Source organism: Clostridium estertheticum subsp. estertheticum (assembly GCF_001877035.1).
GTDB classification, from domain to species: Bacteria; Bacillota; Clostridia; order Clostridiales; family Clostridiaceae; genus Clostridium_AD; species Clostridium_AD estertheticum.
On the sequence record NZ_CP015756.1, the window covers coordinates 3,048,691 to 3,075,077 of the forward strand.

The following is a 26,387-nucleotide window of genomic DNA, read 5'->3' on the forward strand; positions in this document are numbered from 1 at the left end:
TTTGGAACATAATATTACTTATAGACAAAAAGACAAAGGTTGGCAATTTATAATAAGTTATAAAGATATTGATAATAAGTGGAAACAGAAAAGCAAGCAAGGCTTTAAAACTAAGAGAGATGCCAAACCTATTGCTGAAAAGATGTTAGAAGATTTAGAGTCTAGCATTAAAAATAATGTAGATGTAGACGGTGCAAATCAAACCTTTAAGGAAGTCTCTAAAATGTATTTAAAGCATAGCAATTTATATAAGGAATATAATACAGTGAAGGCTTCTGAAAATACCTTTTCTAAATTTAAGTGTCTAAATTCTATTAAAATAAAAGATATACAGAAAATTGATATTCAAGGTGTCGTAGATAAATTAGTTAAAGAAGGTTTAAAGCAAAGTACAATTACATCACATGTAGTAAGGTTAAATACTTTTTTAAAATATGTTAAGGAAGATCTAAATATAATTGTAAACTTACCGACCGAAAAAATAAAAGTACCTAAGGAAAAAAATAAAACTAATAAAAAAGCACTTACTAAACCAGAACTTGATAAACTTTTAAATGATTTAATAAACAATAAATTTTATATAGTAGCTTTTATAGCTTCCAATACAGGAATAAGGTTAGGTGAAATACTTGGTCTTACTTGGAATGATCTAGACGAAATAAATCTAACATTAGATGTTAATAAGCAATGGAAGGTACTTGAAAAAAATAAACCCTCTACATTTGGCACATTAAAGAGCAAAAATTCATATAGGACAGTACCAATATCAAGTAAAACATTAAATGCATTAAAATTTTACAAAAAAAATAACCCTACTGATCTTAAGAATAGGATAGCACCATTTAACAGTGCAAGCATTTTTAAATATTTAAATCCTAAGTTGAGAGAACTTGCTGATATTAGCCTACATGAGTTAAGACATACTTATGCAACTTTGTTGATAGCGGATGGGATGGATTTTAAAACAGCTGCTAAGTTGTTGGGGCATGATGTTCAAGAAACTTATAGAACCTATTCCCATGTAACAAGTGATATGCTTAAAAATGCTGCTAAAAGAATAGACAAAATTTTTAAGTAATTTTTTTTCACTTTATTTTTGACGAATCTTTTGACGAATGTATCTAAACCCCAGTAAATTCAGTGCTTAACAAACTATATAAGTATCCTGCCTTAAAATGCTCCTAAGCCCTATTGAAAAAGTTAGGCCTGCCTTGTTGTTTACGTTTACTTGATTAATTCCAGGCATATTATATTCTATTGGATCCTCTATTGTAACTATATTCTTAGTTTTACTATTAATTTCATTTAGTAGTGCATATAATGTTGTTGATTTTCCACTTCCTGTAGGTCCTGCTACTATTATCATTCCATGAGAAAGTTTTAATACATTTTTTAAAAGAAGAACCTTCTCCTTACTAAAACCTAATGAGTCCAAATTAATAAATCTTTCTACTTTGTATAAAACCCTTATAACTAACTTCTCGCCATACATTGTAGGCAATGAAGATACCCTAAAGTCATAATCTATACCGTCTATATTTTCTGTCATCTTCCCATCTAGCGGAGTTAATTTTGTAGCTATATCCATGTTGGCCATTATCTTTAATCTTGTGCATAAGGATTTATATACATTTTTAGGGACTTTATTTATTTCATTTAAGATACCATCTACTCTCATGCGAATTAAAGCGAAATCCTTAAAAGGCTCTAGATGAATATCACTAGCTTCTGCATTTATGGCCCTCTTTAACAAAGAATTCGTTATCCTTATAACCGGCGCGTTCTCAGCCCCAAATGTAGAAGACTTATCTTCATTATTCTGTTTGCTTTCTAAATTATATTCTTTTTTCATTTCTTCAACTGCAACATCTACAATTTGTTTTGCATAACAGTTCTCAATAGCCTCTGCGATATGACTAGTCAGATCGAAAAAGACCTTAATCTTTTTATTTGTTATAAATCTTAGTTCATCAATAACTGTTATCTCGAATGGATTTGAAAAGGCAACATATACCTCATTGTTATTATCATAAAAGGGTATTAAATTGTACCTAGTAGCGACCTCCTTTGATATTAAGTTAAAGACTTCATCCTTTATACATGCAGAATCTAAATCGATATACGATATTCCAAAATTAATCTCCATTACAGAAATAACTTCCTTTAGATCTATTTTTTCGTCATTCATAATAATTTGCTCTTCGCTGCACCTATTTAAAATTGAAACTTGCTTTACTTCATTGTATTGCCTTGTGTTAATAAGTTTTTTGTCTAATAATATTTGAAGCAAATTTTTTTTCATGGTATTTTACCTCTCCTGATCCGTAAAATTTATAAATGCTATTCTATTTGTAATCATTGTCAATTTTAGGAATTTTATTCACTTCTTCAGAAATAATTTCCATAAAAAAACAACTGTACTATTATTACATAGACAGTTGCGTATAAGTTATGTCGTTAAAAATTGTCCTTTAAAAACAGTTTCTGCGGGGCCTTCCATTAAAACCTCACCTTTAATAATTTCTATATTAAGTATTCCACCCGGAACTTGCACTTCGACTTTCCCCTCTGTATATCCTAATCTATTGGCTGCTACCACTGCCGCACAACTACCAGTACCACACGCAAGCGTCGGTCCTGCACCCCTTTCCCAAGTCTTAACTCTTATCCTGTTTTTGTCCACTATTTCACAAAAATTTACATTTGTTTTCTGCGGAAATAGACTGTTATTCTCAATAACTTTCCCCTCGCAAACTTCATAATCTTCAAGTTTTCCGAAAACAATAGTATGTGGAACCCCCATAAGTAATGATGTAATATAATAGTCCTTATTATTAGTGTCTAACTTCTTATTTATTATTTCGCTAGATGATAAAGCTGGAATGCTTATAGGATTAAAATTATATTTCCCCATATTTATAGTAACACCTTTGAACTCTCCATCGCAAACACAAATACTTGCAAGCTTTACTCCATCACCGGTCTCAATTTTTATGTTCTCACTTAATACGTATTTTTTCTCAAATATATATTTAGCGAAGCACCTAATACCGTTTCCACACATAGAAGCATAAGAACCATCAGCATTAATAATTATCATCTGAATATCCGCTATAGTACTTTTTCTAACCACTAAAATTCCATCAGCACCTATTCCATAATGCCTATCACAAAGCTTTTTAGAAAGTACCCCTAGATCATTATATTTTTCCTCTAAATCTTCAATAACAATAAAATCATTTCCTGTTCCCTGCATTTTAGTAAAATTTATAATTTCCATATAACTCCTCCTCGTATACCGTGACTTTTCATTAATTTTCTTTAATGGTATACTATTATTAGTAATATATCTCATACTACGCTGAATACATAAAGCTTACCTAAAAGATAATATATTATATATAATAGTATATAATATAATGTATTATTTACAAAGTAAAAATAAAATTTATAATGATAAAACAAACTGAAAGGATGATATATATATGGCATTGGATGGAATTTTTTTATCTAGCCTCATTGAGGAAATAAAAGATGTAATCATAGATTGTAGAGTTGATAAAGTAAACCAACCAGAGAAAGATCAAATCATACTAAGTTTCAAGAAAAACAGAAAAATACATAAGTTGCTAATAAGTTCAGGAGCCAATTATCCTAGAATTCACTTTACAGACTTTAACCTAGAGAACCCAAAACAAGCCCCTATATTTTGCATGGTTCTAAGAAAATATTTAAATACAGCCACTGTCTTAGATGTTAGACAACTAAATTCGGATAGGTTACTAGTTATTGACTTTAAAAGCAGTGATGAATTAGGCTTTGATAGTATGTATTCATTAATAATTGAAATAATGGGTAGACATAGTAACATCAGCCTCGTTCGTACGCGAGATAATATAATTATGGATAGCATTAAACATGTTGGCGCAGATGTCAACAGTTTCCGTGTTTTATATACCGGCGTTGAATACATCTATCCACCAGTTTCCACAAAATTAGATGCTTTTAATTTTGAATATGATGAATTCTATAAGTATATAACTACAAAAGATATACAATTTACCGAGAAATTTTTCACAGGTACTTTCACAGGCGTAAGCTCAAACCTTTCCTCCGAACTTGTGTATAGATACCTTAATAAAAATGCAGATTTTAACTTAGAAAACGCTAAAAATATATATGATTTCACAACAGAACTTTTTAAAAACATGCATGAAAATAAATTTTTAGCAGCCTATGCTAAAAAAGGTGTCCTTAAAGATTTTCACTCCGTTGAGCTTACCTCATTAAAAGATTGTGAAATAGAACAATATGATTCACCCTCTAACCTTATAGAGACTTTTTATTTCCGTAAAGATAAACATGATAGGTTAAACTCTAAAAGTTCTAACCTTCAAAAAATAATTAATACCAACATTAGCCGTTGTGACAAGAAAATGAGAATACTTAACGCAACTTTGAAAGATTGTTCCACTAAAGGTACTTATAAATTACACGGCGAACTCCTAACTGCAAATATATACTCACTTAAAAAGGGCGATAAATTTGCAAATCTTGTGAACTATTACAGCGATAATGGTGAATATATTAAAATCAAACTAGATGAACATAAAACTCCATCACAAAATGTCCAATACTATTACAAAAAATATAATAAATTTAAAATAGGCGAGGAAATGGCCTTAATTCAAATGGATCTTACCCAAAATGAATTAAAATATCTTCATTCCGTGCTTACTAATATATTAAATGTAGATAACTATAGTGGAATAGAAGATATTAAAAATGAACTAATAGAAACCGAGTATATTAAAATAAAAAAACACGGTAAAACTAAAAAAGTAAAACCAACCAAACCAAGACACTTCATATCAAGTGATGGAATTGATATTTATGTTGGTAGAAATAATATTCAAAATGATCTTTTAACATTAAAGTTTGCCAATAAAAATGATATGTGGCTCCACACAAAGGATATACCAGGTTCTCATGTTATTATTAAAAACATTGGTGATATCCCAGCAAATACTTTACTTGAAGCTGTGAACTTATCAGCATTTTATAGTAAGTCCCAAAATTCTTCTAGTGTTCCGGTGGATTATACGCAAGTTAGAAATGTAAAGAAACCTTCAGGAGCAAAACCTGGAATGGTTATTTACACAACAAATAAAACCATATATGTAACTCCTGTTGAAAGTACTCTAGAAAGAATAGAATAGACTCCAATAATTACCACAAAAAAATCTTTTAGCCGACAGGCTGCGTATGTAGTAACTAATATATTAAAACCTATATCAAATATAATGATATGGGTTTTCTTACTATGATATATAAGAAAGATTTGAAGAGACTATTTGTCTTATAAAGTCGATAATTTTAAAATAAACCCTTATTTTCAACTTCAACTATCCATGTAAAATTCACGATATGCTCACTATGAATTATGCAACCTAAAACTCTAATATATTTTTCTAATTCTACTATATTAGTATAGTGTTTATTTTCAATTACACTCGATAAATCTTCTCTACCTTTACTATATAGGTTCTTTATGCATTTTTTTCTTTCATTATCATCGGCAAACATAAAATCAACAATAATAATTTTACCATCATTTTTTAAAAATCCTAACATGTACTTAATTGCTTCTTTCTTTTCATTATCATTTAGGCTATGGAAAGCATATGTTGTTACAACAATATCTACATCGTTTTTTCTAAAAGGCTCATCTAGAAAACCCCCTAATTTAAATTTCATCTTCTTATATTTATTTTCAGCAAATAATATCATTTCCATGCTTTGGTCAATTCCGGTTATATCCATTCTTTCACTTAATTCACCGCATAGATTACCTGTTCCACAGCCTATGTCAATCACACTTACAGCCTTATATTTAATTATCCTACTTCTTACGTCAAATAAAATCTCATCATACTTTTCAAATAACCCTAATTCATCATTTGATTGATCTCTAACCATTCCTTGAAATTTCGTTGCCCTATTATTAAATTCCAAACTGATTATACCTCCAATTTTAAATATATATTACTTTATTAATCTCTCCATTGTATTCCCCATGCTTTCTACAATAGCAAATCTACCATTAAATATATTGTAGTTATAATGCTCATATAAATCCTTTGCTAATATATTTCCATTATCAAATGTTGTATTTGTTTTCTCTGGAATAATTACCTTAAACCCATATTCAAATGCAACTTTACAAGTAGCATCGAAGCAATATTCCGTCTGCATACCTGTAATAATTAATTGTTTTACTCCCTTATCATCTAAATACTTTTTTAAAATGGTCTCCTTAAAAGCAGAATTATAATTTTTAGTTATTACTTTTTCATTTATATTTGGACTTACTTCCCCGTATATCTTCCATCCTTCTGAATTAGGCTCTAATTCATCCCCGACTTTATCATTATGTTGAATATAAATCACCTCTACGTTGCCTTCTCTACATGTTATAACTAATTTTTTTATATTAGTTATAACCTCTTCCACTGCAAAAGGTTTTGCTAATACTAATGCATTTTGAAAATCTATAACTAATAGTGCTATTTTTTCCATTTTCCTATTTCCCCCTGTAACTTTAATTTTAAGCCTGTTATAAAACACCAGTGATACATAACATATTTGAATAGTTATTCTACAGATATCTCTATAATCCTTTAAAATATTATTTAAAATACAAAACTTAATTCTTGTCCGTTTTGAGGTATAAGAACATTAGTATTAATATTATTGATATTAATATAATTAATTAAATCTTTTCTTGATAGTCTGCAATGGTTCCATGCTTCCATATGTACAGCAACAACCTTTAGATTTGAATATCTAAGACATAATTCATTTATATCTTGTGTTGTCATGGTAATAGGCTCTCCATGATCAAATTGTGCACCACCACAATTACAAACAACAATATCAGGCTTGAATTTATCTATTGTATCTTCAACTTCTTTACACCAGACTGTATCTCCTGCTATATAAACAGTAGGTTCCCCACATTGGGTCATAACAAACCCTGATACTGGTGCCATTTTTATAGCAAGTTCATCATGTCCATGCTTTCCATTTGTACGATTAAAAACAATATCATTCCAAATAAAAGTGGTATTAATAGGATGCACATCAATAAACCCATAGGATTGTAATTTTATTTCATCCTCAGGTTGACAAAACACAGGGATGTTTTTAGAAAGTAATTTTGCTGCTGCCTCGTCGAAGTGATCTCTATGAGTATGTGTAACAATTATAGCGTCACAATTAGTAATGTTATCAATATCTATAGGCAATGCAACTAATGGATTGTAGTTTTGATTTGGCACATTTTCAATAGGAACCATAGACCCTGCTTCACTTAATACAGGGTCTACAAGTATTCTTTTATTATTTACTGATACTATTAAGGTGGCATGACGAATTAATTGAATTTTCAATGTATATCCCTCCAATTCTTTATGATATACTTATTATATATTAGATATTACTTGATTAGATAAATCATAAGAGTCAAAATGACCCCATCATGAAAGGATTTGTGTAATTATGCTTGACCAAACAGATACTCAAATTTTAAGTCTTCTTACAAAAAATTCACGAATGCAGTGGCAAGAAATTGGTGAAGAAGTTCATTTAACTGGACAAGCAGTTAAAAACAGAATAAGCAAAATGGAAAAATCAGGTGTAATTAAAAATTATACTGTAAATATAAATCCCGAAATACTCGGTAAAAATCTAACCGCTTTTATAACTGTTTTTATGAAAACGACTGACCATTTATCATTTAAAAAATACATAAATAATAATTCATTAGTAACCGAGGCTCACAGAATAAGCGGAGATGGCTGCTATATACTAAAATTAACAGCCTCTACTCAAGCTGAAATTGTAGACTTCTTAGATGAAATTTTAAAATATGGAAATTATAAATTAAACTTATCAATACAAAATATAAAATAGAAATATAAGCGCCTTACTTTTATCAAGATATATAATTATATTTCTAATTATTTCAACGAAATATAAACCAAAAGATAAGACAAGGGAATGTATTAAACATAACTCCCTTGTCTTATCTTAGTGAATTCGGAAACCCTTAATGCCCCCGTATATATATCCTGGATTTAGATATACTTAAAGCACTACTTAAACCACGTTTTTCTACTACTGGCAAACCTTCAAATCAACAACCTGAGATATTTTGTTCTTTTATTTTAATGTCTGAACTCCATTTTAACAGCATTTCAAAGTGATAGAATTTCTCAAAGCTTCCCACATTTCATCTTATGCCGTAGGCGTTTCACCCACTAATATACCTGATGTATGTAGTCATTAGGTTATGGCACTTGTATTAATACTGGTGAAAAGCCCTACGGGATTAAACTTTCAAAGTTTAACTTTATATCTATTTTAGAAAAATTAGCTTTACAATTGGCTTACTTTAAATAACTACCACCGTTTTTCCATATAAATACATTCTATGAGTTAGCTTTGCTATGCTCATTTTTATTATTTACATTTTAAATACCAACAAATGAGCAATTCTAATGAACCTACGGTTTAAAACACTTTTTCTTTAGCCTTGTTAAATTAGCGATTAGTTTCCGAATTCACTTTATCTTTATTGAAAATTCACAAAATCCTTTAGCGACTCCTTATCCCTTGACCTTCCGCAGCACATACTAATATTATGACTTTCTGCGGAAGTGACTTGAAATAAGAAGAGCAGAAAGAATTGAAATTCAATTTAGAAATTCTTGTTTTGTAATTGAAAAATTCTCGTGAGCCTGACAGGAAGTCAGGCTAGCGAACCCGAGACAGGACGTCGAGTGTTAGCGCCAGAGAATTTTCCATTTACAAAACACTAGAATTTCTTAATTGAATTTCACATTTCAAGCTCTTATTTCAAGTCACATAGGAGAAAGTCTATAGTTTTCTAGTCTTCCTTCTTTTTCCTAGGTATTTCTTTTATATATTGGTAATAGTAACATAACAATCTTCCATTATATAATTTTCTATTTTTATCTGCTTTCTTTCCAAAATCTTTTTGAAAATCACGATTAGCTGTTATAACAAAACAAGACCATTCATTTAAGCTTGAATACATAACACCAAGATCAATATGAAGTCTCTTTACTTCCTCAATCTCGCCCAATCTTTCTCCGTATGGTGGATTTGTTATTATAACTCCATACTTTTGCCTTGAAGCAAACTCTTGCATTGGTATTTTCTGAAATTTTATATATTCCTTAACACCAGCTTTTTCTGCATTATCTATTGCTGTCTTAATTAATCTTCCATCTATATCTGACGCTAGTATTTCAACTGGATTAGGATTTATAGTTCGTTTTGCACCTACGCGTACTTGCTCCCAAACGTCCTTATCCATACTTGGCCAAGTCTCAGATACAAATTCTCTATTTACCCCTGGTGCCATATTTTTTGCTATAAGCGCCGCTTCTATTGCGATGGTTCCTGAACCACAAAGTGGATCAGCGAGTACTCTCGTACTATCCCATTTGCTTATTAAAACAAGTGCAGCAGCTAATGTCTCCTTGAGTGGTGCCTCACCAGCATATTCTCTATACCCTCTCTTATGTAATCCCACACCTGAAGTATCTATTGATAAAGTTACAACATCTCTTAAAACTGAAACCTCGATCTTATAGACAGGTCCCTCTTCTGTAAACCATTCTTTATCATATTTTTTCTTCATAGATTCTACTACTGCCTTTTTTACTATACTTTGACAATCTGGAACACTATGTAGTTGTGATTTTACAGATTTACCTACAATATGCATTTTCCCTTCTTCTGGTATTAAATTACCCCATTCAACAGCTTTTGTACCTTGAAATAATTCCTCAAAAGACAATGCATTAAATTCAGCCATTTTTATAAAAAGTCTTTCTGCAGTTCTTAACCAAATATTGCATATAGCAATATCCATTTCATCTCCTTCAAACATGACTCTTCCATTTTCAACTATTAAATCCTCGTACCCTAGTGCCTTTAGTTCTTTAGCTGTAACTGCTTCTAACCCAAAGGTTGTAGTGGCTATTAAAGTATATGTCATATATTATCTCTCCCATTTCTTCTTTTCCTTAGGAATATTTAAATAAATAGTATACTAACTTTTTATTCATTTGAAAATCCCTTTTAATTGTATCACTCATATAATAATATCTCTATTTGCCATTATTGTCTATAATTTTAAAATTAGCCGTCCTTTTGAAAAACAAAAGTGCCAGAACTAGTCTGACACTACATATTATGATTTTTTAAGACTTTATTAATTCTCCCCTGACTTGCTTGTTTGAGGTAAAACTAAATTTAATACTATACCCACTAAAGTTGCAAGTGCAACCCCTGCAATTTGCACCTCGGCACCTGCAAAGTGGAAATTAATGCCACCTCCGCCTACTCCTAAAACTATTATCACTGAAGAGATAATAAGATTTCTCTTTTTACTAAAGTCAACTTTATCCTCAACAAAAATTCTAAAACCAGATGATGCAATTATTCCAAATAACATTACACTTACTCCACCAATTACAGGTAATGGGATATTTCCTATAACTACTGACACAGGTCCTATAAATGATAATACAATTGCAATAATTGCAGCTCCACCAATTACCCAAACACTATAAACCTTTGTGATTGCCATAACTCCTATGTTCTCACCGTAAGTCGTATTAGGAGGGCCTCCAACAAAGCCTGCAAACATTGTAGCAATACCATCTCCAAGTATTGATCTATGAAGTCCTGGATCTTTTGTGAAATCTCGACCGCAAACATTACTTGTAACATACACATGTCCAATGTGTTCAGCAAGTGTTACGAAAGCTATTGGAGCCATAAGCATAATGGCATTTATGTTAAATGTCGGCAAAACAAAACTTGGCAGTCTAATAAATTTTGCTGTTGATATCTCCTTTAGAACTTCATGGGGAATTACCCCAAACAATATTGACAATATATATCCAACTACCATTGCAATTAAAATAGGTACTACTCCGAAAAAGCCCTTGAAATACATAGTACCAACTATTGCTACACCTAAAGTTGTCATTGATATAAATATCCATGTGGCTCTAGCTACGCCTTTAAGTCCAGGATCTGTAAATGTTGAATTTAAACCAGACCAATTTATTGCACCACTTGCCAGGCTTAGGCCTATTACAATTACAACAGAAGCTACAACAACTGGTGGTAACATTCTATCTAACCATTTAATGCCTACAAGTTTAATAATTAAAGCTACAATTACATATACAAGCCCTGCAGCAATAATTCCAGATAGCATTGAACTTTGCCCATATGCCTTTGTAGCGACACTCATAGGTCCTATAAAAGCAAATGATGAACCTACATATGCCGGAAGCCTAGCTTTTGTACATAATATATATAATAGCGTTCCCACACCACTACAAAATAGCGCAATTGAGGGACTAAGACCTGTAAGCATTGGTACAAGTATCGTTGCCCCCACCATAGCAAATAAGTGCTGGAAACTTAATGGGAGAGTCTTTAAAATGGGTAATTTTTCATCAACATCTATAAAATTTTTCATTAGTTAGTTCCTCCTTTTAGTCTCGCTGGACTATATTAAAAGATAAGTCACCACCTAAGGTGCCATTTGTTTATTTAAGCTACAGTTCGTATATACTCACTGAATCATTTTCATCAGTTTCTAAAAGTTCAACGGAAATCATCTCTTTACTCGAAGTAGGTATGTTTTTACCTACATAATCTGCTCTTATAGGCAGTTCCCTATGCCCTCGGTCTACTAAAACAGCTAATTGTATCATTTGAGGTCTACCATTATCTATTATGGCATCTATTGCAGCTCTAGCAGTCCTTCCAGTATAAAGTACATCGTCTACTAAAATTACTTTCTTACCTCTTACATCTATGCCCAAATTCACATTATTTAATACTGGCTGGTCATCTAAAGTGGTAAGATCATCTCTATATAATGTAATGTCAACAGAACTTACTGGAACTTTAACTCCCTCAAACTGTTCTATTAAAAAAGCAATTCTTTGTGCAATTGGTACTCCACGCCTCTTTATTCCCACTAGTATAATGTTTTCTGTACCCTTGTTTTTTTCAGTAATCTCATGTGCAACTCTTGTTAATGTTCGATTTATAGCTTTTTCATCTAATAACACTGACTTAAATTCCATAATTTAGCCCCCTATCAAATATATATTTATACGGAATTAATATAAAAAAACCCTTACCAAAAGGTAAAGGCATACTATACTTGTATAATAGTAGTACTATCTTTATCCTTATGCTCTCTCTGGAACATTTAAAGGTATAAATATTATATTAAAAACAATACACATAATATGTGATATTGCACCTTCAATATAGTATCACATGTCATATACTATTTCAACTATTTCTTAACTTAGTTATTAATTTTTCAAAATAAGCTGGGATTGGCGAATCAAATTCCATGTATTTATTAGTAGTTGGATGTATAAATCCAAGCCTTTTTGCATGCAGAACCTGCCCTTTTAAATTAAATTTCTGCTTCTTGAACCCATATATCAAGTCACCAACTAAAGGATGTCCTATCTTTGCCATATGTACTCTTATTTGATGAGTTCGTCCTGTTTCTAAATTACATTCTACTAATGTATAACCCTCAAATCTCTCAATTACTTTATAATGAGTTACCGCTTTTTTACCACTCTCAACTATCGCCATTTTTATCCTATCTTTTGAATGTCTTCCGATAGGTGCATCAACCATGCCTTCATCATCTTTAATAAGACCTTCTACAAGTGCTAAATAACTTCTTGTCATTGAATGATCTTTAAGCTGCGCTGCAAGAGAGTTATGTGCATTATCATTTTTAGCTACTACTAAAGCCCCAGATGTGTCCTTATCGATTCTATGCACTATGCCTGGTCTAAGAACACCATTTATACCTGATAGGTCTGTACAATGATTTAAGAGTGCATTAACCAATGTACCCGAATAATTTCCTGGTGCTGGGTGAACCACCATGTCCTGAGGTTTATTAATCACAATTACGTCACTATCTTCATATATAACGTCCAAAGGTATGTCTTCTGCCTTTACATTTAACTCAACAGGATCCGGAATAGACAAATCAATTGTGTCGTTTAATTTCAATTTAAAATTACTTTTTCGACATTTTCCGTTCACAGTAGCATTTTCCTTTTCAATTATCCCTTGAATGTATGACCTTGATTTATCCTCAAATTCATTAGCAATAAATACATCAAGCCTCATACCAACCGAGTTTTCTTCAACTTTAAAATCATAATTTTCCATCTATACCTCTTCCTTTACTATTGAAATTGCCAAAACCAATGTTCCCACAACAACTAACGTATCTGCTACGTTAAATGTTGGAAAAGAGTAAACCTCTTTATAATGAATTAAAATAAAATCTACTACATACTTATAAAATATTCTATCATATAAATTTCCAAGTGCTCCACTTATAATGAGCGCAAAACTTATTCTAAGAAATTTTGATTTTGGCTTATACTTAATAATATAATATATCATGCCCGATATAACAAGTAATGTAACTAATGCAAGCAATATTAATTTGTTCTGAAGTATTCCAAAAGCAGCTCCCCTATTCTCTAAATATTCCAATTTAAAGAAATCTTTAATTAATATAACTCCATTATTATCTTTCAATGCAGTGAGTGCCCAAACCTTAGTTAATCTGTCCAACGCCAGGCCTAAAAAAATAATTAAAACTTCCATACCCTTCCCCCTAATAATACAAAAGAAAGCATATATTACTCTAAATTTATTATTTTAAAATTATAAGCAATATATACTCTTTTATTTTTTCTAATTAGATATACTGTTAATCTGGTAGCTGACTTTTATATTGTTGATTACTTATTTTCTCTATAGGTTCAACATAACCATCTTCATCATCAAATTCGATTATATCATCTAATTTATTATTAAAACGTTCTACGTCTTGATAAGTATCTTCTTGATCAACACCTACATCACCTTTATTACTATATTTAAAAAATGATCCAAGTATATCTTCCTCAACACATCTATTGTTTTGCTCTGCTGGTTTCTTATTGTCACTAGATTTTTCACATGACACACAATTAGTAGCATATGGTATAAATTCTAATCTTTCTGGGTCAATATCAACTCCACAACTTCTACATTTTCCATAAGTATGGTCATCAATGCTCTTTAAAGCATCTTCAATTTTATTTAATACCGATATCTCATTTCCTTTTAACGCAATTCCCTTTTCCTTATCAAACAATTCAGTGGCAACATCAGATGGATGATTGTCATAAAACGACAATTCAGTTGCCATTTCACTATTAGAATCTATAACCCCATTCTGTCGCATTAATTTAATAAGATCAAGTACCCGTGACTGTTCATTTATCAATTTGTTTTTAAAATATTGTATTTTATTCTTTTCCATAATAACAACTCCTCTAGTTTTAATATAGTAGTAATATTAAAAATTTAAAACTTCTATATGGTTATGTTTTCTCATGGAAAGAATTTTATTACATTTATTTAATAATATTTTTATAAGGATTGATTTCTAAATTAGTTTCAGCATATTATTTAAAATATTTGTAGAATTTTCAACTGCAATATCTTTGAATTTTTCATATTCCATTTGAGCCCCATTACTTGCATTGTCGGATATAGATCTAATAACAATAAATGGGGTTTCATTTAAATAACATACCTGAGCAATGCTTGCCCCTTCCATTTCACATGCCAAACATTCAAATTCAGAATTTAACCACTTTATCTTATCAATATTTGCAATAAATTGGTCACCTGACACGATTCTTCCGGTAAAATGATTATGCCCTTTTATATTTTTACATGATTCCTCTGCAAATTTGATTAAAGAAACATCACATTTAAACTCAAAGGTGTCTAACCTTGGAATTTGTCCTATCTTATCACCAAATATAGTTGTATCTATATCATGTTGTACTAAATTATTTGCAATCACAATGTCTCCTGGATATATGTTATCGACTGTTCCGCCTGCAATACCAACATTTATAATGTAATCAACATTAAAATCATCAATTAATATTTGAGCACAAATTGCTGCATTAACTTTACCTATACCACTAGTCACTACAACAACATTTTTATTATGTAAACTTCCAAGACTAAATTCCATTTTAGCCTTCACTTCTTTCCGCTTAAACTCCATATCCCTAATTAAAAATTGAACCTCTTCCTCCATTGCTCCAATAATACCTATATTCATTTTTATATTCCTCCTTGTTTTATCCTAATTTATACATTACATGTTTGTTACATAAAAAATCTCACCCAATGAGTGAGATTTTTTATGATTTTACCCTTTAGCAAAAAAACTTTTTATTTGTTCCATTTCACCGTTTTCATGAAAATCTTTTTCCTCAATATTTTTGAGTGTTAAATTAGAACATTCAGAATCAATAGCAGCTTCATCATCTACTCTATCATCATGCGTAACATTTCCTATGTTATAATTTTTAAGATAATCGTTTTCGAGTCCTTCAAACATCTCAAGTTGACAATTCATGAAACTTCTGAATTTAGTCCTAAATTTTGCAAATTCCTGCTTAACTTTTTCATATTCATCATTTACTTTAAGTACATCATCATGAGCCTTATTTAGCATCCTTTGGGAAGTGTCGTTTGCATTTTTAATAATCAATTCAGCTTCCTTTTGAGCAGACACCCTTGCTTGTTCTGCTGCATTTTGAGCTAATACTAAAGTATTTTGAATTGTTGCTTCTATCTTGACATGATGATTTAACTTCTCTTCTAAAAAACTTATCTTCTCTTTAAGCGTAGAATTTTCTTTATATGCCATTTCATATTCATCAGATACTGTTTCTAAAAAATCATCAACCTCTTCTGAGCTGTATCCTCTTATGACCTTTTTAAATTCTTTATTGTTAATATCCATAGATGTTATTCTCATTCTTTCCCCCCTACCTATATGTACTTCTTTATTACAACTTTCAAGCGGCCCTTTTGCGTATTTCCTACAGTCTCTACCACCTTAAATTTTCCATATCCTCTAATTGTTAATGTATCATTGTTTTCAATTACTTTATCTTTCTTTAAACAATTAAAATAATTAACTAGTATTTTGCCTGAAGATATTAGTTCAACTGAACTATTTCTAGAAATATTACATACAGCTGAAACTAACCCATCTAACCTAAATGAGGTAGTTATAATAACTTTTTCCTCAAATTTTCTTTCTGGAAGATCCTGTGATACATAATCATACTCAGTGACATCGCAAGGACAATTCTTTATTGTATTTAAATTATTAATTATGAAATCACTAATATCACTGCAAACCGGTGCATAACATACAGAATCTTGAATTATTAAATCACCCAATTTTTCTCTTTTTATGCCTAGTGACATTATTGCACCTAAATAATCCTTATGATCGACCCTTGCAAATTTAGATTTGTTTTTTATTTTAAGTAAAACTATAGGATACTCTATAGGAGACTCACCAGAAGAAAATGATAACATTCTCCTATCTGAATCTTTAAATATTCCATTTGTAAATGGTTTTATTTCATACTCTTCACTTATAGCCAGAATTTGATGCCATATAGCTGGAGGTAAAAAATCATTAGTAAATATGATTTTATTTGTCTTTTCAGCTATTTGTATTTTATTAAATATGTTAGAAATTAAATTTTTATCTTCACAATTTATACTATTTAAAAAATGTTTTTTATCCATTTGTGTTTAACCTTATTACAATAGTGTAAATAAAGCATACACTATTTGTTTTAAAATCATTATAATACCAAGCGCTATTATTGGAGAAAAATCTATCATCATATTACCAAAATATCTATCTTGAATCTTTCTACCAGGCTCTAGCAAAGGATTAGTTATTTTATGTAAAATTTCAGTATATTGATTTGACCGCCCAGCATAAACCCAAGACAAAACTACTTCAATAAGAATTGCATACTCTAACACCTTAAAAAACATATTAATTACATTATACAAATACAAATTTTATAACCTCCTGAATTTTCTAAATATAGACAACAATATTTTATTGTGTCCTAAAAATCTCTTTAATACACATTTTTACTTATTCCAATTAAAAATTCCCTTTGAACTTAGTTCATTTTTCAATTCATTATTAACTTCTATATTTGATGGAGAAATTAAATATACCCCTTTTTCTACCTGCTGAAGTTCGCCGCCTAAAGCGTAACATACTCCACCAACAAAATCTAATAATCTTTGACCAGTTTTTGGTTCTAGCGCAGTTGTGTTTATCACAATTATCTTTCTAGCCTTTAAGTTGTCACTAATCACCGTTGCTTCATCAAAATCATCTGGTTTTATAATTACTACCTTTGTAGATGTTGATGTATGAATATTCACTACTTTACTTTGTTTCTTGTTTGCACTCATCAATGATTCAATATCCACATTTTCATCTTCATTATCTATTTCTTTAACCTCCTCCTCTTCTTCCTCTGCCATACCCAAAAAATCCATAACTTTGTTAATCACTTTATTTGCCATTTTATAATGCCTCCAGTTTTTTATAATCTCTTTTTCCAAATATTTTTGTGCCTAGTCTTATCATATTAGCTCCTTGTTCTAAGGCAATTGGAAAATCTTTGCTCATCCCTAAAGATAAAAACTCCATAGAAACATTTTTGTATTTATAAGTCTTTAGATCATCAAAAACAGCCTTCATCTTCGCAAAATATTTTCTAGAACTTTCATCGTCACCAATTGGAATTGTAGCCATAAGCCCTTTGACTTTTACATTATTACATTCTTCGCAAGCCTTTATTAAATCATTCATTTCCTCTGGAGCAACACCTGTCTTCGCAATTTCGTTTCCAATATTTATTTGAATTAAAACATTTGCTATTTCATTCTTTGCCCCATAACGCTTTTCAATTTCTTTGAGTAAATGTATGCTATCTAAAGAATGTATAAGATGAACTTTTCCAACTATATATTTCACCTTATTTGTCTGCAAATGTCCTATGAAGTGCCATCTAATGTCTTTTCCTATGCTGTCATATTTTTCAAGAAATTCTTGGACTTTGTTTTCTCCAAAATCCCTAGCCCCAGAATCATAAGCCTCTTTAATTTCACTAATTTGCCTAGTCTTAGAAACGCATATTAGTGTTACGTTTTCTGGAATTTCATTCTTTATCTTATTATAAACTTCACCAATTGACAACTATCCGTCCCTCCTTAGTTTTTTAGGGCTCAAAACAATTATTAATTACCCTATCCCATTTCTGTATTAATTCTTCATTAAACATGAAAATCCTTTAAGATTCGTATATTTAATATTATTTATTCACTAAACTCATGTACTTATAAATAAAGTCACCATTATATGCTAATATCTTTATATTATCTGACTTGGCAATATTAATTTTAACATCACTTCTTTGGAGTAATGATGTATGAGTTTGCTCTAAAGTTAAATAATTATACATTATATCCTTGTTTCCAATAGCACTAATATAAAATGGAGTTACTATATTAACACCATTTAACTTAATACTAGCACCATAACATATCCCCCAATTATCATAAACAACTCTTATTCCATTTACTGATATTGCTTCTGCCCCTGCATTTCTAAGATCATTTATTACTTGAACAATATCAGAATCATGAATTAACTGATTCATAGTAACATTCTTATCAAAACTATCGGCGCCATCCTCTAGTTTAATTATAACCCCTTGACCCTGAACATCACTATTCCCGATTATTAAATTATTATTAATAACTTCTTTTTTAATTTCTTTTGAAACCTGGAGTGTTTTTTCATCACCAGTATCATACTTTTTAAGCTTTACACTTGTACTATGATATTGCTCTTTTAAATTGTTTAATTCTGAATATAATTTAGTTCTCTCATTATAGGCTTGATCATACTGTTTTACATCTAAAAAATTAATTTTCCCTTTAAATCCAATATTCATTGATATAAGAATTCCTATGATTATTGAAGCAATAAAAACAAATATGGTAGCTTCATTATTTTTCATTTAATCACCTCATGAGTGGGATTTAGCTTTGTCAATTAAAAGTCGTCTAATAATTGCAAAGTTATCAAATATCCGACCTCCGAATACAATAATAGCGGCCAAATAAATTGGAATTCCTAATTTATCACCTAAATAAACCATTGCTACAGCTAGCGCAGCATTCCCAAAAAAACCTGACACAAAAATATCTGCACGGAAATTATGAGACATTGAACCTCTTAATGCACCAAAAACAGAATCTAAACACGCAAAAATTGCTACCGAAATATATGGAGAAAATTTAACTGGAATATTAACATTCCATACAATTCCTAATATTACACCTATAAGTAATCCTACAAAAGCAACCATTTAATCACCTCTACTTCTTTTCTATTGGTTTCGCAAAATCAAATTTGTATGCTCTATTTGATTTTGCAATTACTATTTCATTTGATTTTTCCATTGTTATATCACAAGTCTGGCTAAGTGTTTGTGGAATTGCTCCTGGGAAACTAATAGTACTTTCCAATATGTCACTTTTACCAATTGCTTTAATAGTTATTCTTTTACTATAAGAAATTCTTTCATCATTTATAATAATCGCATTTCCAGCATTTCTTATACCACTACGAGAGGTTAATCTAATACCATTGATAGAAATTGCTTCTGCATTTCCAGCATTTAATTCATTTACTATATGAACTAAATCTGTATCATTTATTTTTTGATCATCAGAATTACTTCCAAAAATACTACTTTTAGGAGTTATATAAATTGTCATCCCTTCACCTTTTACATCGGTATCTCCAGTGAGTATTCTCGTCTCAACTAATTCTTTATTTAACAGTTCACTTTCTGCGTCTTTCCCCCCTGCAGCAGTTTCATATTCTTTTGTTTTAGCATCTAAATCATCAATTTTTTTCTGCATCTCTACCTTACTCTTTTTTAATTGTTCATTTTCAGTTATAATTTCAGGTGTATTTTTATTTGTATCTGTATCTGATGTTGATGCTGAATTTTGTTTGCTTATCATTTTAAATTGATAAGTTATCATAAATCCTAATAATACACATATAATACCAATAGATATTTGAGATATAAACTTCTTCATAAACTTCCTCCTTGCTACTATCTGGGGGAGATATCTTCTTACTTCTTGTGTTCTACATAAATTGCTGGATTTCCTGTAAAACTTACATCTACATACCCCTTTGCATTCTCATATTGAGGTTGCGTAATAATATTTATCGCCTTATTAAATTTATTTTTTAAATCTAGTGTTGTTCCAAATTTAATATACATATTTCCATATAAAATCTTAATATCTAACACATTTTTTACATCCAGTGCCATTATCTTATTTGATTTACTAATTTTTCTATAATTCTCAATGATACTAGCCATTGAAACTAGAGTATCAATTTTTCGATCACTCTTCTCTCCAATTAAACTACCTACTTGAGCATTTTCATAATTAAATCCAATTAGATTTACTAAGTTCATGCCTTTAATGTCTGATTTTTTTTGAAGTAGATTTCCTTTATTATCTATAATGTAAAAATTATTATTTGCTTTTCCATAAAACGTCGCTCTTTTTTCAGTAATTTCTATAATAATCTTGCTAGGAAAAGCTTTTTTAACTTTTACACTTAGAACGTATGGATTCTCCATAATTTGTTTATTAGTATCACTAAAACTATCATATAATATATTACTACCTAAATGAGTTTTAGCTAAATCATTAATTTCAGTTTTAGATGCATTCACATTTCCTATTATTTCAATATTTCTAATATTAAAATATGGCAATTTCATACATAATGTAACAAGCGTTGTTACCATAATTATAACTAATAAAATTAAGCCCCTTATTTTTTTCCGTTTTTTCCTTTTATGTAATAATTTTTCTTTATTTTCTATAATGTAATTCCCTTTATCAAGATTATTACTTTTCTTTCTCATTCACTTCCTCGCATTCCTTGACGAATTTAAAATTTACAAATTTATACATTAAAATGCAACATTAAAATTTGTATATTGTAAAATAGATCCAGATTTAGTTTACACAATATTATTTAAAACTAGTCTCATATATATAATAACACTTAACATAACTATTTTCATCTGAATTTTAACCTATTTTTAGAATTTATTATATTAACTTTCTGTAACTACACTAGAAGAAATAATAGCCAAAATATACAAGCCATTAGACTTATTATTTATTTAAATTCATACTCATTAATTGTAATTTTAAAATTAGAAAAGGCAATGCTACTACGCATGCCTTTTCTAATTTTCATTTGCAGTTTGCCTTGAAATATTTAAAAGTATTCCCATTGCAATCATATTAAAAACCAGAGCTGATCCACCATAACTTATAAACGGAAGCGGTACACCGGTTACTGGCATGGACCCAGTAACTACTGCAATATTAATTACTGCTTGTATTGCTATAACTGATGTAATCCCAATGCCAAGGATGGTTCCGTACATATCTTTACAAGTAACTGCTGTTTTAATACCTCTCCATATAAAAATTACAAACAACAACATTATAACTGTGCATCCTATTAGACCTAGTTCCTCACCAATTATTGCAAAGATGAAATCCGTTTGAGGCTCTGGTATATAAAGACATTTCTGCCTTGACTGACCAATGCCTGCGCCAGTAATTCCGCCTGACCCCAGTGCAAGAAGTGACTGAACTAATTGATATCCCTTACCTTGACTATCAGCAAAAGGGTCTCTGAAACTCATAAGTCTAGCCAATCTATATGGTTCAAAAATTGTTAAAGCACCAACTGCTGCAACAAGCGTAGAACCTATTGCAAAAAGGTGTAAAAATTTTGCACCTGCTGCAAATAATATAATAACCGTAACAATCATTATAACAGCTGCTATACTTAAGTTTGATCCAAGCAAAACTAGACCTGCATAAAATCCTGAAACTAATAAGTATGGACACATTCCTTTTAAAAATTCTTTTACTCTTTCTCCCTTTTTATCTAAACTCTTAGCCATAAACAAAACTACAGTGTATTTTGCAATTTCAGATGGCTGAATAGATGCGAACCCTAATGGAATCCATCTCTTAGCACCGTTAATGGCTGGGAAAGCTAAAACTACAAGTAAAAGTAGTATAGTAATTACCATCATAATGCCAGTATATCTTTTTAAAATATGATAATCAATTTTAATTGCTACAACCATTAAAATACTTCCAACAATTGCCCACATAATTTGTTTTTTCAAAAAATACTCTGGATCATTATATTTAAAAGCAGCAATATATGAACTAGAACTATAAACCATAACTACTCCAATAGCCACAAGAATCATTATTGTTGCAAATAATATAAAATCTATTTGTCCCATTTTAGAATTGTGTTTTTTCATATTATATCCTCCTTACATCACTAATAGGAAAATGATAGAAATCCAATTAAACAGAAAACTACTGTTGTTATAGAGAATACTGCAACAACTTTAGTTTCATTCCATCCACTTAATTCAAAATGATGATGAATGGGGGACATTTTAAATACTCTCTTACCCGTAGCCTTAAATACAAAAACTTGAATAATAACTGAGAGTGTCTCCATAACATATATACCACCTACAATAGCAACGAGGATCGGTGATTTTAGTATCATGCCAACACCTGCCACTGCTCCTCCAAGTGCTAAGGAACCCATATCTCCCATAAAAATTTGTGCTTTATAAAAATTGTATTTTAGGAATCCTAATAATGCACCCGCAAGTGCTGCACAAAATATTGCAAGAGAGGGATGAAACAACATATTGCTAACCAAAGCAAAAAATGTCATAACTATTATTGTAACTGAAGTTGCAAGTCCATCTAACCCATCAGTTAAATTTACTGCATTTGTAGTTGCCGCAAAATATATAATAATACAAGGTACATACCAAATTCCTAAATTTATACTCCAATTGGTAAATGGTATCATTATATCTGTTCCTAGCCTAATGGAGGTGTAATATCCAATTACTCCTGCAACTATTACTATAAGTAACATCTTTTGTTTAGATTTAAGTCCTTCATTCTCTTTATGTGTTATCTTAAGGAAATCATCAATAAGTCCTATTAATCCAAAAGCTATAAAACAATATAATGCAATCATTGCTTCATCATTTGTATGTCTAACAATTAATAACATTGTAATTATTGTTGAAACCATAAATATTATGCCACCCATAGTAGGTGTCCCAGCTTTTTTAAGATGACTTTTAGGTCCTTCTGCCCTTATATTCTGACCAAACTTAAGCTTATGTAGGAGTGGAATTAAAAGTGGTCCTTGTATAATTGATAATAAAAATGCAATTATTACAGAATAAATAATTAAATTCATTTTTTTATCACCTCTTTATTATTAATATTTTCGCAAAAATTTAAGTTCTCGAGTTCATTGACTATGCCCTCAAACTTCATATATCTTGAAGCTTTAACCAAAACAACATCACCCTGTTTTATAATTCCATCCAAAAATGAAACTACCTGGTTATAGGTTTCAAAGCTTCTATATTTATCTATATCATTAAATCCTTCTTTATATGCATCATTAAATTCGCCAAGTGTAATTAACAAATCAATGTTTTTACTTTTAGCATATTCTCCAACTTGTTTATGTGCATCATATGCACTATCCCCTAATTCTCTCATAGTGCCAAAAATTGCAATCTTTGTTGTGCCTCGAGTATTTCCTAGGACATCAATTGCAGCGAGCATTGAATCAGGACTAGCATTATAACAATCATTAATTATAGTAAATCTTTTCCCTTTTATTATATTTAAGCGCATAGATGTAACTTCAAGTTTTTTAAAACCTACCGCAATTTCTTTATAACTCATATCCATTACCCTTGCGCAAGCTACAGCGAGCATCGAATTAAGTATATTATGTCGTCCTGGTATATTCACCTCAATACCAGTTTCTATTAAATTCCCCTTATCTATTATGTTAAATTTTATTTTATTTTCAAGTATATTTAAATTGCATGCGTTGTAATCGGCCTTAGCGTCAATTCCTGTTTTTATAAGTTTATATTTTGATGTAATATCTTGTAATAGATCATTATCTGAATTTACAATTAGAACACCATTTTCACTAAAAAAGTCCGTTATTTCCATTTTAGCTTTTAAAATATTTTCTCTAGTTTTAAGATTTTCAATGTGAGACATTCCAATATTAGTAATAATAGCAATATCAGGGTTTGCAACTTCACATAAGTTATGAATCTCTTTAAAGTCACTCATGCCCATTTCAAGAACAGCAACATCATAACTTTTATCTAACTTAAATATCATCATTGGTAATCCTATTTCGTTATTAAAATTACCTAGTGTTTTAAACACTTTGAACTTAGCACTAAGCACTGCCGCAACCAAATCTTTTGTAGACGTCTTACCTGTAGAACCAGTAATTCCTACTACCTTTATATTAAGTTTATTTATGTAAAATTTAGCAAGCATCAGAAGTGCTTTTTTAGTGTCTTCTACCTTAATAACTGATGTTTTTTTATTAAACTCACTCCTTTTAAACTTCATATCATCAATTATACAAATTGAAGCTCCTTTTTTACTAGCCTCTAATGCATAATCATTAGCATTAAAATTCTCACCTTTTATTGCTATAAAAACATCTTCATCTTTTATAATTCTTGTATCTATGCATATATTATTGTGTTTAGTCTTCTCGCCTTGCAAAACTAGCTCTCCATGAATTGCATCTATTATCTCATTTGTAGTAATATACTCCATTTATAATTTCTCCTTAAGTATCTCTGAAATGACTTCTCTCTCGTCAAAATGTATAGTTTTATCTTTAAGTATTTGATAATCCTCATGACCTTTTCCTGCAATAACGATTATATCCCCAGTTGTTGCACTCTCTATTGCTCGTTTTATAGCCTCGCGTCTATTCTCTATTATTTCAAAGTTGTTTTTTTCAATTCCGAGAACTACATCCTTTATTATTTCTAGCGGGTCTTCAGTTCTTGGATTATCAGAAGTTATAAATGAGAAATCACTTAAGTTTGTTCCTATTTTACCCATTATAGGTCTTTTGGTTTTATCACGATCTCCACCGCAACCGTAAACAGATATAAGTTTACCTTTTGTGAATTCCCTTACAGTTTCCAAAATATTTTCTAAACCATCAGGTGTATGTGCATAATCCAAAATTATTTCAAATCCCAAATTATGATTATTTTCAACAAGCTCACAACGTCCAGGTACTTGTACTTTTTGTAATGCTTTTTTAATTACCGTAATCTCTATTCCTTGAATTAAGCAAACTGTTATACACCCAAGAGCGTTATATACATTATAATTTCCTGGTATGTTTAATTCTATATCAAAAGAACTTTCTTTATACTTTAAAGTAAATTTACTTCCTCTTGAATGCATTTTTATATTGCTAGCCATAATATCTGCCGTGTGGTTTAATGCAAAACTTAATTTACTATTTTTTATTGAATTATAGGCTTTAGCGCCGTATTCATCGTCAATATTAATTACTGATGTTTTGCTTAACTTAAACAATTTTAATTTAGCATTAAAATAATTTTCAAAAGTTTTATGAAAATCCAAATGATCTTGAGTTAAATTTGTGAAAATGCTTTCGCAAAACTCTATTCCATATACTCTATCTAAACTTAAAGAATGTGATGACACCTCCATTACACAATAATCAACATTAGAATCTACCATTTCTTTGAAAAGCTCATGTAATTCTAGTGATTCTGGAGTAGTTCTCTCTGTATGAATCTTCTTTTTTCCTATAAAATTTGCTATGGTACCTATTAGTCCAACTTTGTATCCACTCTGCTCGAGTATTGCTTTAATCATAAAGGCTGATGTTGTTTTTCCGTTAGTTCCTGTAATCCCTATCATTTTCATACTACGACTTGGATTTTCATAAAAATTAGCCGCACTTATAGCTAATGTCCTTCTCGCGTCCTCAACTTTAATCACAACGATATCTAGTCCATCTTCTATATCCTTCTGACATACAACAGCAACAGCGCCATTATTAATAGCGCTTTGAATATATTTATGACCATCGAGATTATATCCTTCAATAGCGAAAAACACGTCCCCTTTTTTTACCTTTCTTGAATCATATTGAATTTTTTTTATATCTATATCAATATCACCCTTTATTAAATTGAAATTAATATTCTCCATAATTTTTCTTAACTTCATACAATCGCTCCCTTAATTCATAACATATTGCCTCAAAGCAAAATATATTATTCTTTTTATTACTAACCTCTTTT

General features: G+C 30.3%; 28 protein-coding genes. 3 read left to right on the plus strand and 25 right to left on the minus strand.

The genetic code is table 11. The annotated features are described in order from the left end of the window. The first annotated feature begins 1 nt into the window (after position 1). Positions 2 to 1,078 carry a site-specific integrase gene (locus A7L45_RS14140; protein ID WP_071613388.1) on the plus strand — a complete coding sequence of 359 codons (1,077 nt, stop codon included), beginning with the start codon at positions 2 to 4 and terminating at the stop codon, positions 1,076 to 1,078. A gap of 66 nt (positions 1,079 to 1,144) precedes the next feature. On the opposite strand, the gene A7L45_RS14145 is transcribed toward A7L45_RS14140, so the two are convergent. Then, positions 1,145 to 2,302 (minus strand): GspE/PulE family protein, encoded by a 1,158-nt coding sequence (locus tag A7L45_RS14145; RefSeq protein WP_084647471.1) that lies wholly within the window; start codon positions 2,300 to 2,302, stop codon positions 1,145 to 1,147. Positions 2,303 to 2,449: 147 nt separating this feature from the next. Further along, complete coding sequence (gene dapF / locus A7L45_RS14150; RefSeq protein ID WP_071614988.1) at positions 2,450 to 3,271, minus strand: diaminopimelate epimerase; 822 nt, start codon at positions 3,269 to 3,271, stop codon at positions 2,450 to 2,452. 214 nt (positions 3,272 to 3,485) lie between these two features. Between dapF and A7L45_RS14155 the strand changes: the two genes are divergently transcribed. After that, on the plus strand, positions 3,486 to 5,219 hold the full coding sequence (locus A7L45_RS14155; RefSeq protein ID WP_071613389.1) for an Rqc2 family fibronectin-binding protein: 1,734 nt from the start codon (positions 3,486 to 3,488) through the stop codon (positions 5,217 to 5,219). Positions 5,220 to 5,376: 157 nt separating this feature from the next. Here A7L45_RS14155 and A7L45_RS14160 read toward each other — a convergent pair whose 3' ends face one another. The 3 genes from A7L45_RS14160 to A7L45_RS14170 form a co-directional block, all read right to left on the minus strand. Further along, on the minus strand, positions 5,377 to 6,015 hold the full coding sequence (locus A7L45_RS14160; RefSeq protein WP_224616926.1) for a class I SAM-dependent methyltransferase: 639 nt from the start codon (positions 6,013 to 6,015) through the stop codon (positions 5,377 to 5,379). Positions 6,016 to 6,045: 30 nt separating this feature from the next. Then, on the minus strand, positions 6,046 to 6,579 hold the full coding sequence (locus A7L45_RS14165; protein WP_071613390.1) for a cysteine hydrolase family protein: 534 nt from the start codon (positions 6,577 to 6,579) through the stop codon (positions 6,046 to 6,048). 113 nt (positions 6,580 to 6,692) lie between these two features. Then, entirely contained in the window at positions 6,693 to 7,451 is a 759-nt protein-coding gene (locus tag A7L45_RS14170) for an MBL fold metallo-hydrolase (RefSeq protein ID WP_071613391.1), read from the minus strand. 109 nt (positions 7,452 to 7,560) lie between these two features. Here A7L45_RS14170 and A7L45_RS14175 point away from each other — a divergent pair, with 109 nt between their 5' ends. Continuing rightward, positions 7,561 to 7,974: an Lrp/AsnC family transcriptional regulator gene (locus A7L45_RS14175; protein ID WP_071613392.1), complete on the plus strand. Its 414-nt coding sequence runs from the start codon at positions 7,561 to 7,563 to the stop codon at positions 7,972 to 7,974. Between the two features lie 976 nt (positions 7,975 to 8,950). Here the strand turns inward: A7L45_RS14175 and A7L45_RS14180 are convergent. The 20 genes from A7L45_RS14180 to A7L45_RS14275 form a co-directional block, all read right to left on the minus strand. Next, complete coding sequence (locus tag A7L45_RS14180) at positions 8,951 to 10,090, minus strand: THUMP domain-containing class I SAM-dependent RNA methyltransferase (protein WP_071613393.1); 1,140 nt, start codon at positions 10,088 to 10,090, stop codon at positions 8,951 to 8,953. A 216-nt stretch (positions 10,091 to 10,306) separates the two neighbouring features. Beyond that, positions 10,307 to 11,590: a uracil permease gene (gene uraA / locus A7L45_RS14185; protein ID WP_071613394.1), complete on the minus strand. Its 1,284-nt coding sequence runs from the start codon at positions 11,588 to 11,590 to the stop codon at positions 10,307 to 10,309. Between the two features lie 79 nt (positions 11,591 to 11,669). Then, positions 11,670 to 12,206, minus strand: a complete 537-nt coding sequence (pyrR, locus tag A7L45_RS14190) for a bifunctional pyr operon transcriptional regulator/uracil phosphoribosyltransferase PyrR (protein ID WP_071613395.1) — start codon at positions 12,204 to 12,206, stop codon at positions 11,670 to 11,672. Positions 12,207 to 12,420: 214 nt separating this feature from the next. After that, a complete protein-coding gene (locus A7L45_RS14195; protein WP_071613396.1) occupies positions 12,421 to 13,332 on the minus strand; it encodes an RluA family pseudouridine synthase in 912 nt (303 codons plus the stop codon). Beyond that, on the minus strand, positions 13,333 to 13,779 hold the full coding sequence (gene lspA, locus A7L45_RS14200; protein ID WP_071613397.1) for a signal peptidase II: 447 nt from the start codon (positions 13,777 to 13,779) through the stop codon (positions 13,333 to 13,335). A 106-nt stretch (positions 13,780 to 13,885) separates the two neighbouring features. Beyond that, positions 13,886 to 14,482, minus strand: coding sequence for a TraR/DksA C4-type zinc finger protein (locus A7L45_RS14205; protein WP_071613398.1), 597 nt, complete (start codon positions 14,480 to 14,482; stop codon positions 13,886 to 13,888). Positions 14,483 to 14,608: 126 nt separating this feature from the next. Then, complete coding sequence (locus tag A7L45_RS14210) at positions 14,609 to 15,301, minus strand: 5'-methylthioadenosine/adenosylhomocysteine nucleosidase (protein ID WP_071613399.1); 693 nt, start codon at positions 15,299 to 15,301, stop codon at positions 14,609 to 14,611. Positions 15,302 to 15,391: 90 nt separating this feature from the next. Beyond that, positions 15,392 to 16,006, minus strand: coding sequence for a DivIVA domain-containing protein (locus A7L45_RS14215; RefSeq protein ID WP_071613400.1), 615 nt, complete (start codon positions 16,004 to 16,006; stop codon positions 15,392 to 15,394). Positions 16,007 to 16,020: 14 nt separating this feature from the next. After that, the gene (locus tag A7L45_RS14220) at positions 16,021 to 16,794 is read right to left on the minus strand and encodes a YlmH family RNA-binding protein (protein WP_071613401.1); all 774 of its coding nucleotides are present in this window, start codon (positions 16,792 to 16,794) and stop codon (positions 16,021 to 16,023) included. 15 nt (positions 16,795 to 16,809) lie between these two features. Continuing rightward, entirely contained in the window at positions 16,810 to 17,076 is a 267-nt protein-coding gene (locus A7L45_RS14225) for a YggT family protein (protein WP_224616923.1), read from the minus strand. Between the two features lie 78 nt (positions 17,077 to 17,154). After that, a complete protein-coding gene (locus tag A7L45_RS14230; protein ID WP_071613402.1) occupies positions 17,155 to 17,601 on the minus strand; it encodes a cell division protein SepF in 447 nt (148 codons plus the stop codon). A gap of 1 nt (position 17,602) precedes the next feature. Continuing rightward, a complete protein-coding gene (locus A7L45_RS14235; protein WP_071613403.1) occupies positions 17,603 to 18,277 on the minus strand; it encodes a YggS family pyridoxal phosphate-dependent enzyme in 675 nt (224 codons plus the stop codon). Positions 18,278 to 18,392: 115 nt separating this feature from the next. After that, a complete protein-coding gene (locus tag A7L45_RS14240) occupies positions 18,393 to 19,103 on the minus strand; it encodes a DUF881 domain-containing protein (protein ID WP_071613404.1) in 711 nt (236 codons plus the stop codon). Positions 19,104 to 19,112: 9 nt separating this feature from the next. Further along, positions 19,113 to 19,454 (minus strand): small basic family protein, encoded by a 342-nt coding sequence (locus A7L45_RS14245; RefSeq protein ID WP_071613405.1) that lies wholly within the window; start codon positions 19,452 to 19,454, stop codon positions 19,113 to 19,115. Positions 19,455 to 19,464: 10 nt separating this feature from the next. After that, positions 19,465 to 20,196, minus strand: coding sequence for a DUF881 domain-containing protein (locus A7L45_RS14250; RefSeq protein ID WP_071613406.1), 732 nt, complete (start codon positions 20,194 to 20,196; stop codon positions 19,465 to 19,467). A 38-nt stretch (positions 20,197 to 20,234) separates the two neighbouring features. Continuing rightward, a complete protein-coding gene (locus A7L45_RS14255; RefSeq protein WP_071613407.1) occupies positions 20,235 to 21,047 on the minus strand; it encodes a cell division protein FtsQ/DivIB in 813 nt (270 codons plus the stop codon). Positions 21,048 to 21,377: 330 nt separating this feature from the next. Continuing rightward, a complete protein-coding gene (gene spoVE / locus A7L45_RS14260) occupies positions 21,378 to 22,484 on the minus strand; it encodes a stage V sporulation protein E (protein ID WP_071613408.1) in 1,107 nt (368 codons plus the stop codon). Positions 22,485 to 22,504: 20 nt separating this feature from the next. Then, positions 22,505 to 23,458: a phospho-N-acetylmuramoyl-pentapeptide-transferase gene (gene mraY / locus A7L45_RS14265; protein ID WP_071613409.1), complete on the minus strand. Its 954-nt coding sequence runs from the start codon at positions 23,456 to 23,458 to the stop codon at positions 22,505 to 22,507. Continuing rightward, positions 23,455 to 24,867, minus strand: a complete 1,413-nt coding sequence (locus A7L45_RS14270) for a UDP-N-acetylmuramoyl-tripeptide--D-alanyl-D-alanine ligase (protein WP_071613410.1) — start codon at positions 24,865 to 24,867, stop codon at positions 23,455 to 23,457. Before A7L45_RS14270 ends, mraY begins: the two co-directional genes overlap by 4 nt. Continuing rightward, positions 24,868 to 26,313: a UDP-N-acetylmuramoyl-L-alanyl-D-glutamate--2,6-diaminopimelate ligase gene (locus tag A7L45_RS14275; RefSeq protein WP_071613411.1), complete on the minus strand. Its 1,446-nt coding sequence runs from the start codon at positions 26,311 to 26,313 to the stop codon at positions 24,868 to 24,870. Positions 26,314 to 26,387 lie beyond the last annotated feature (74 nt).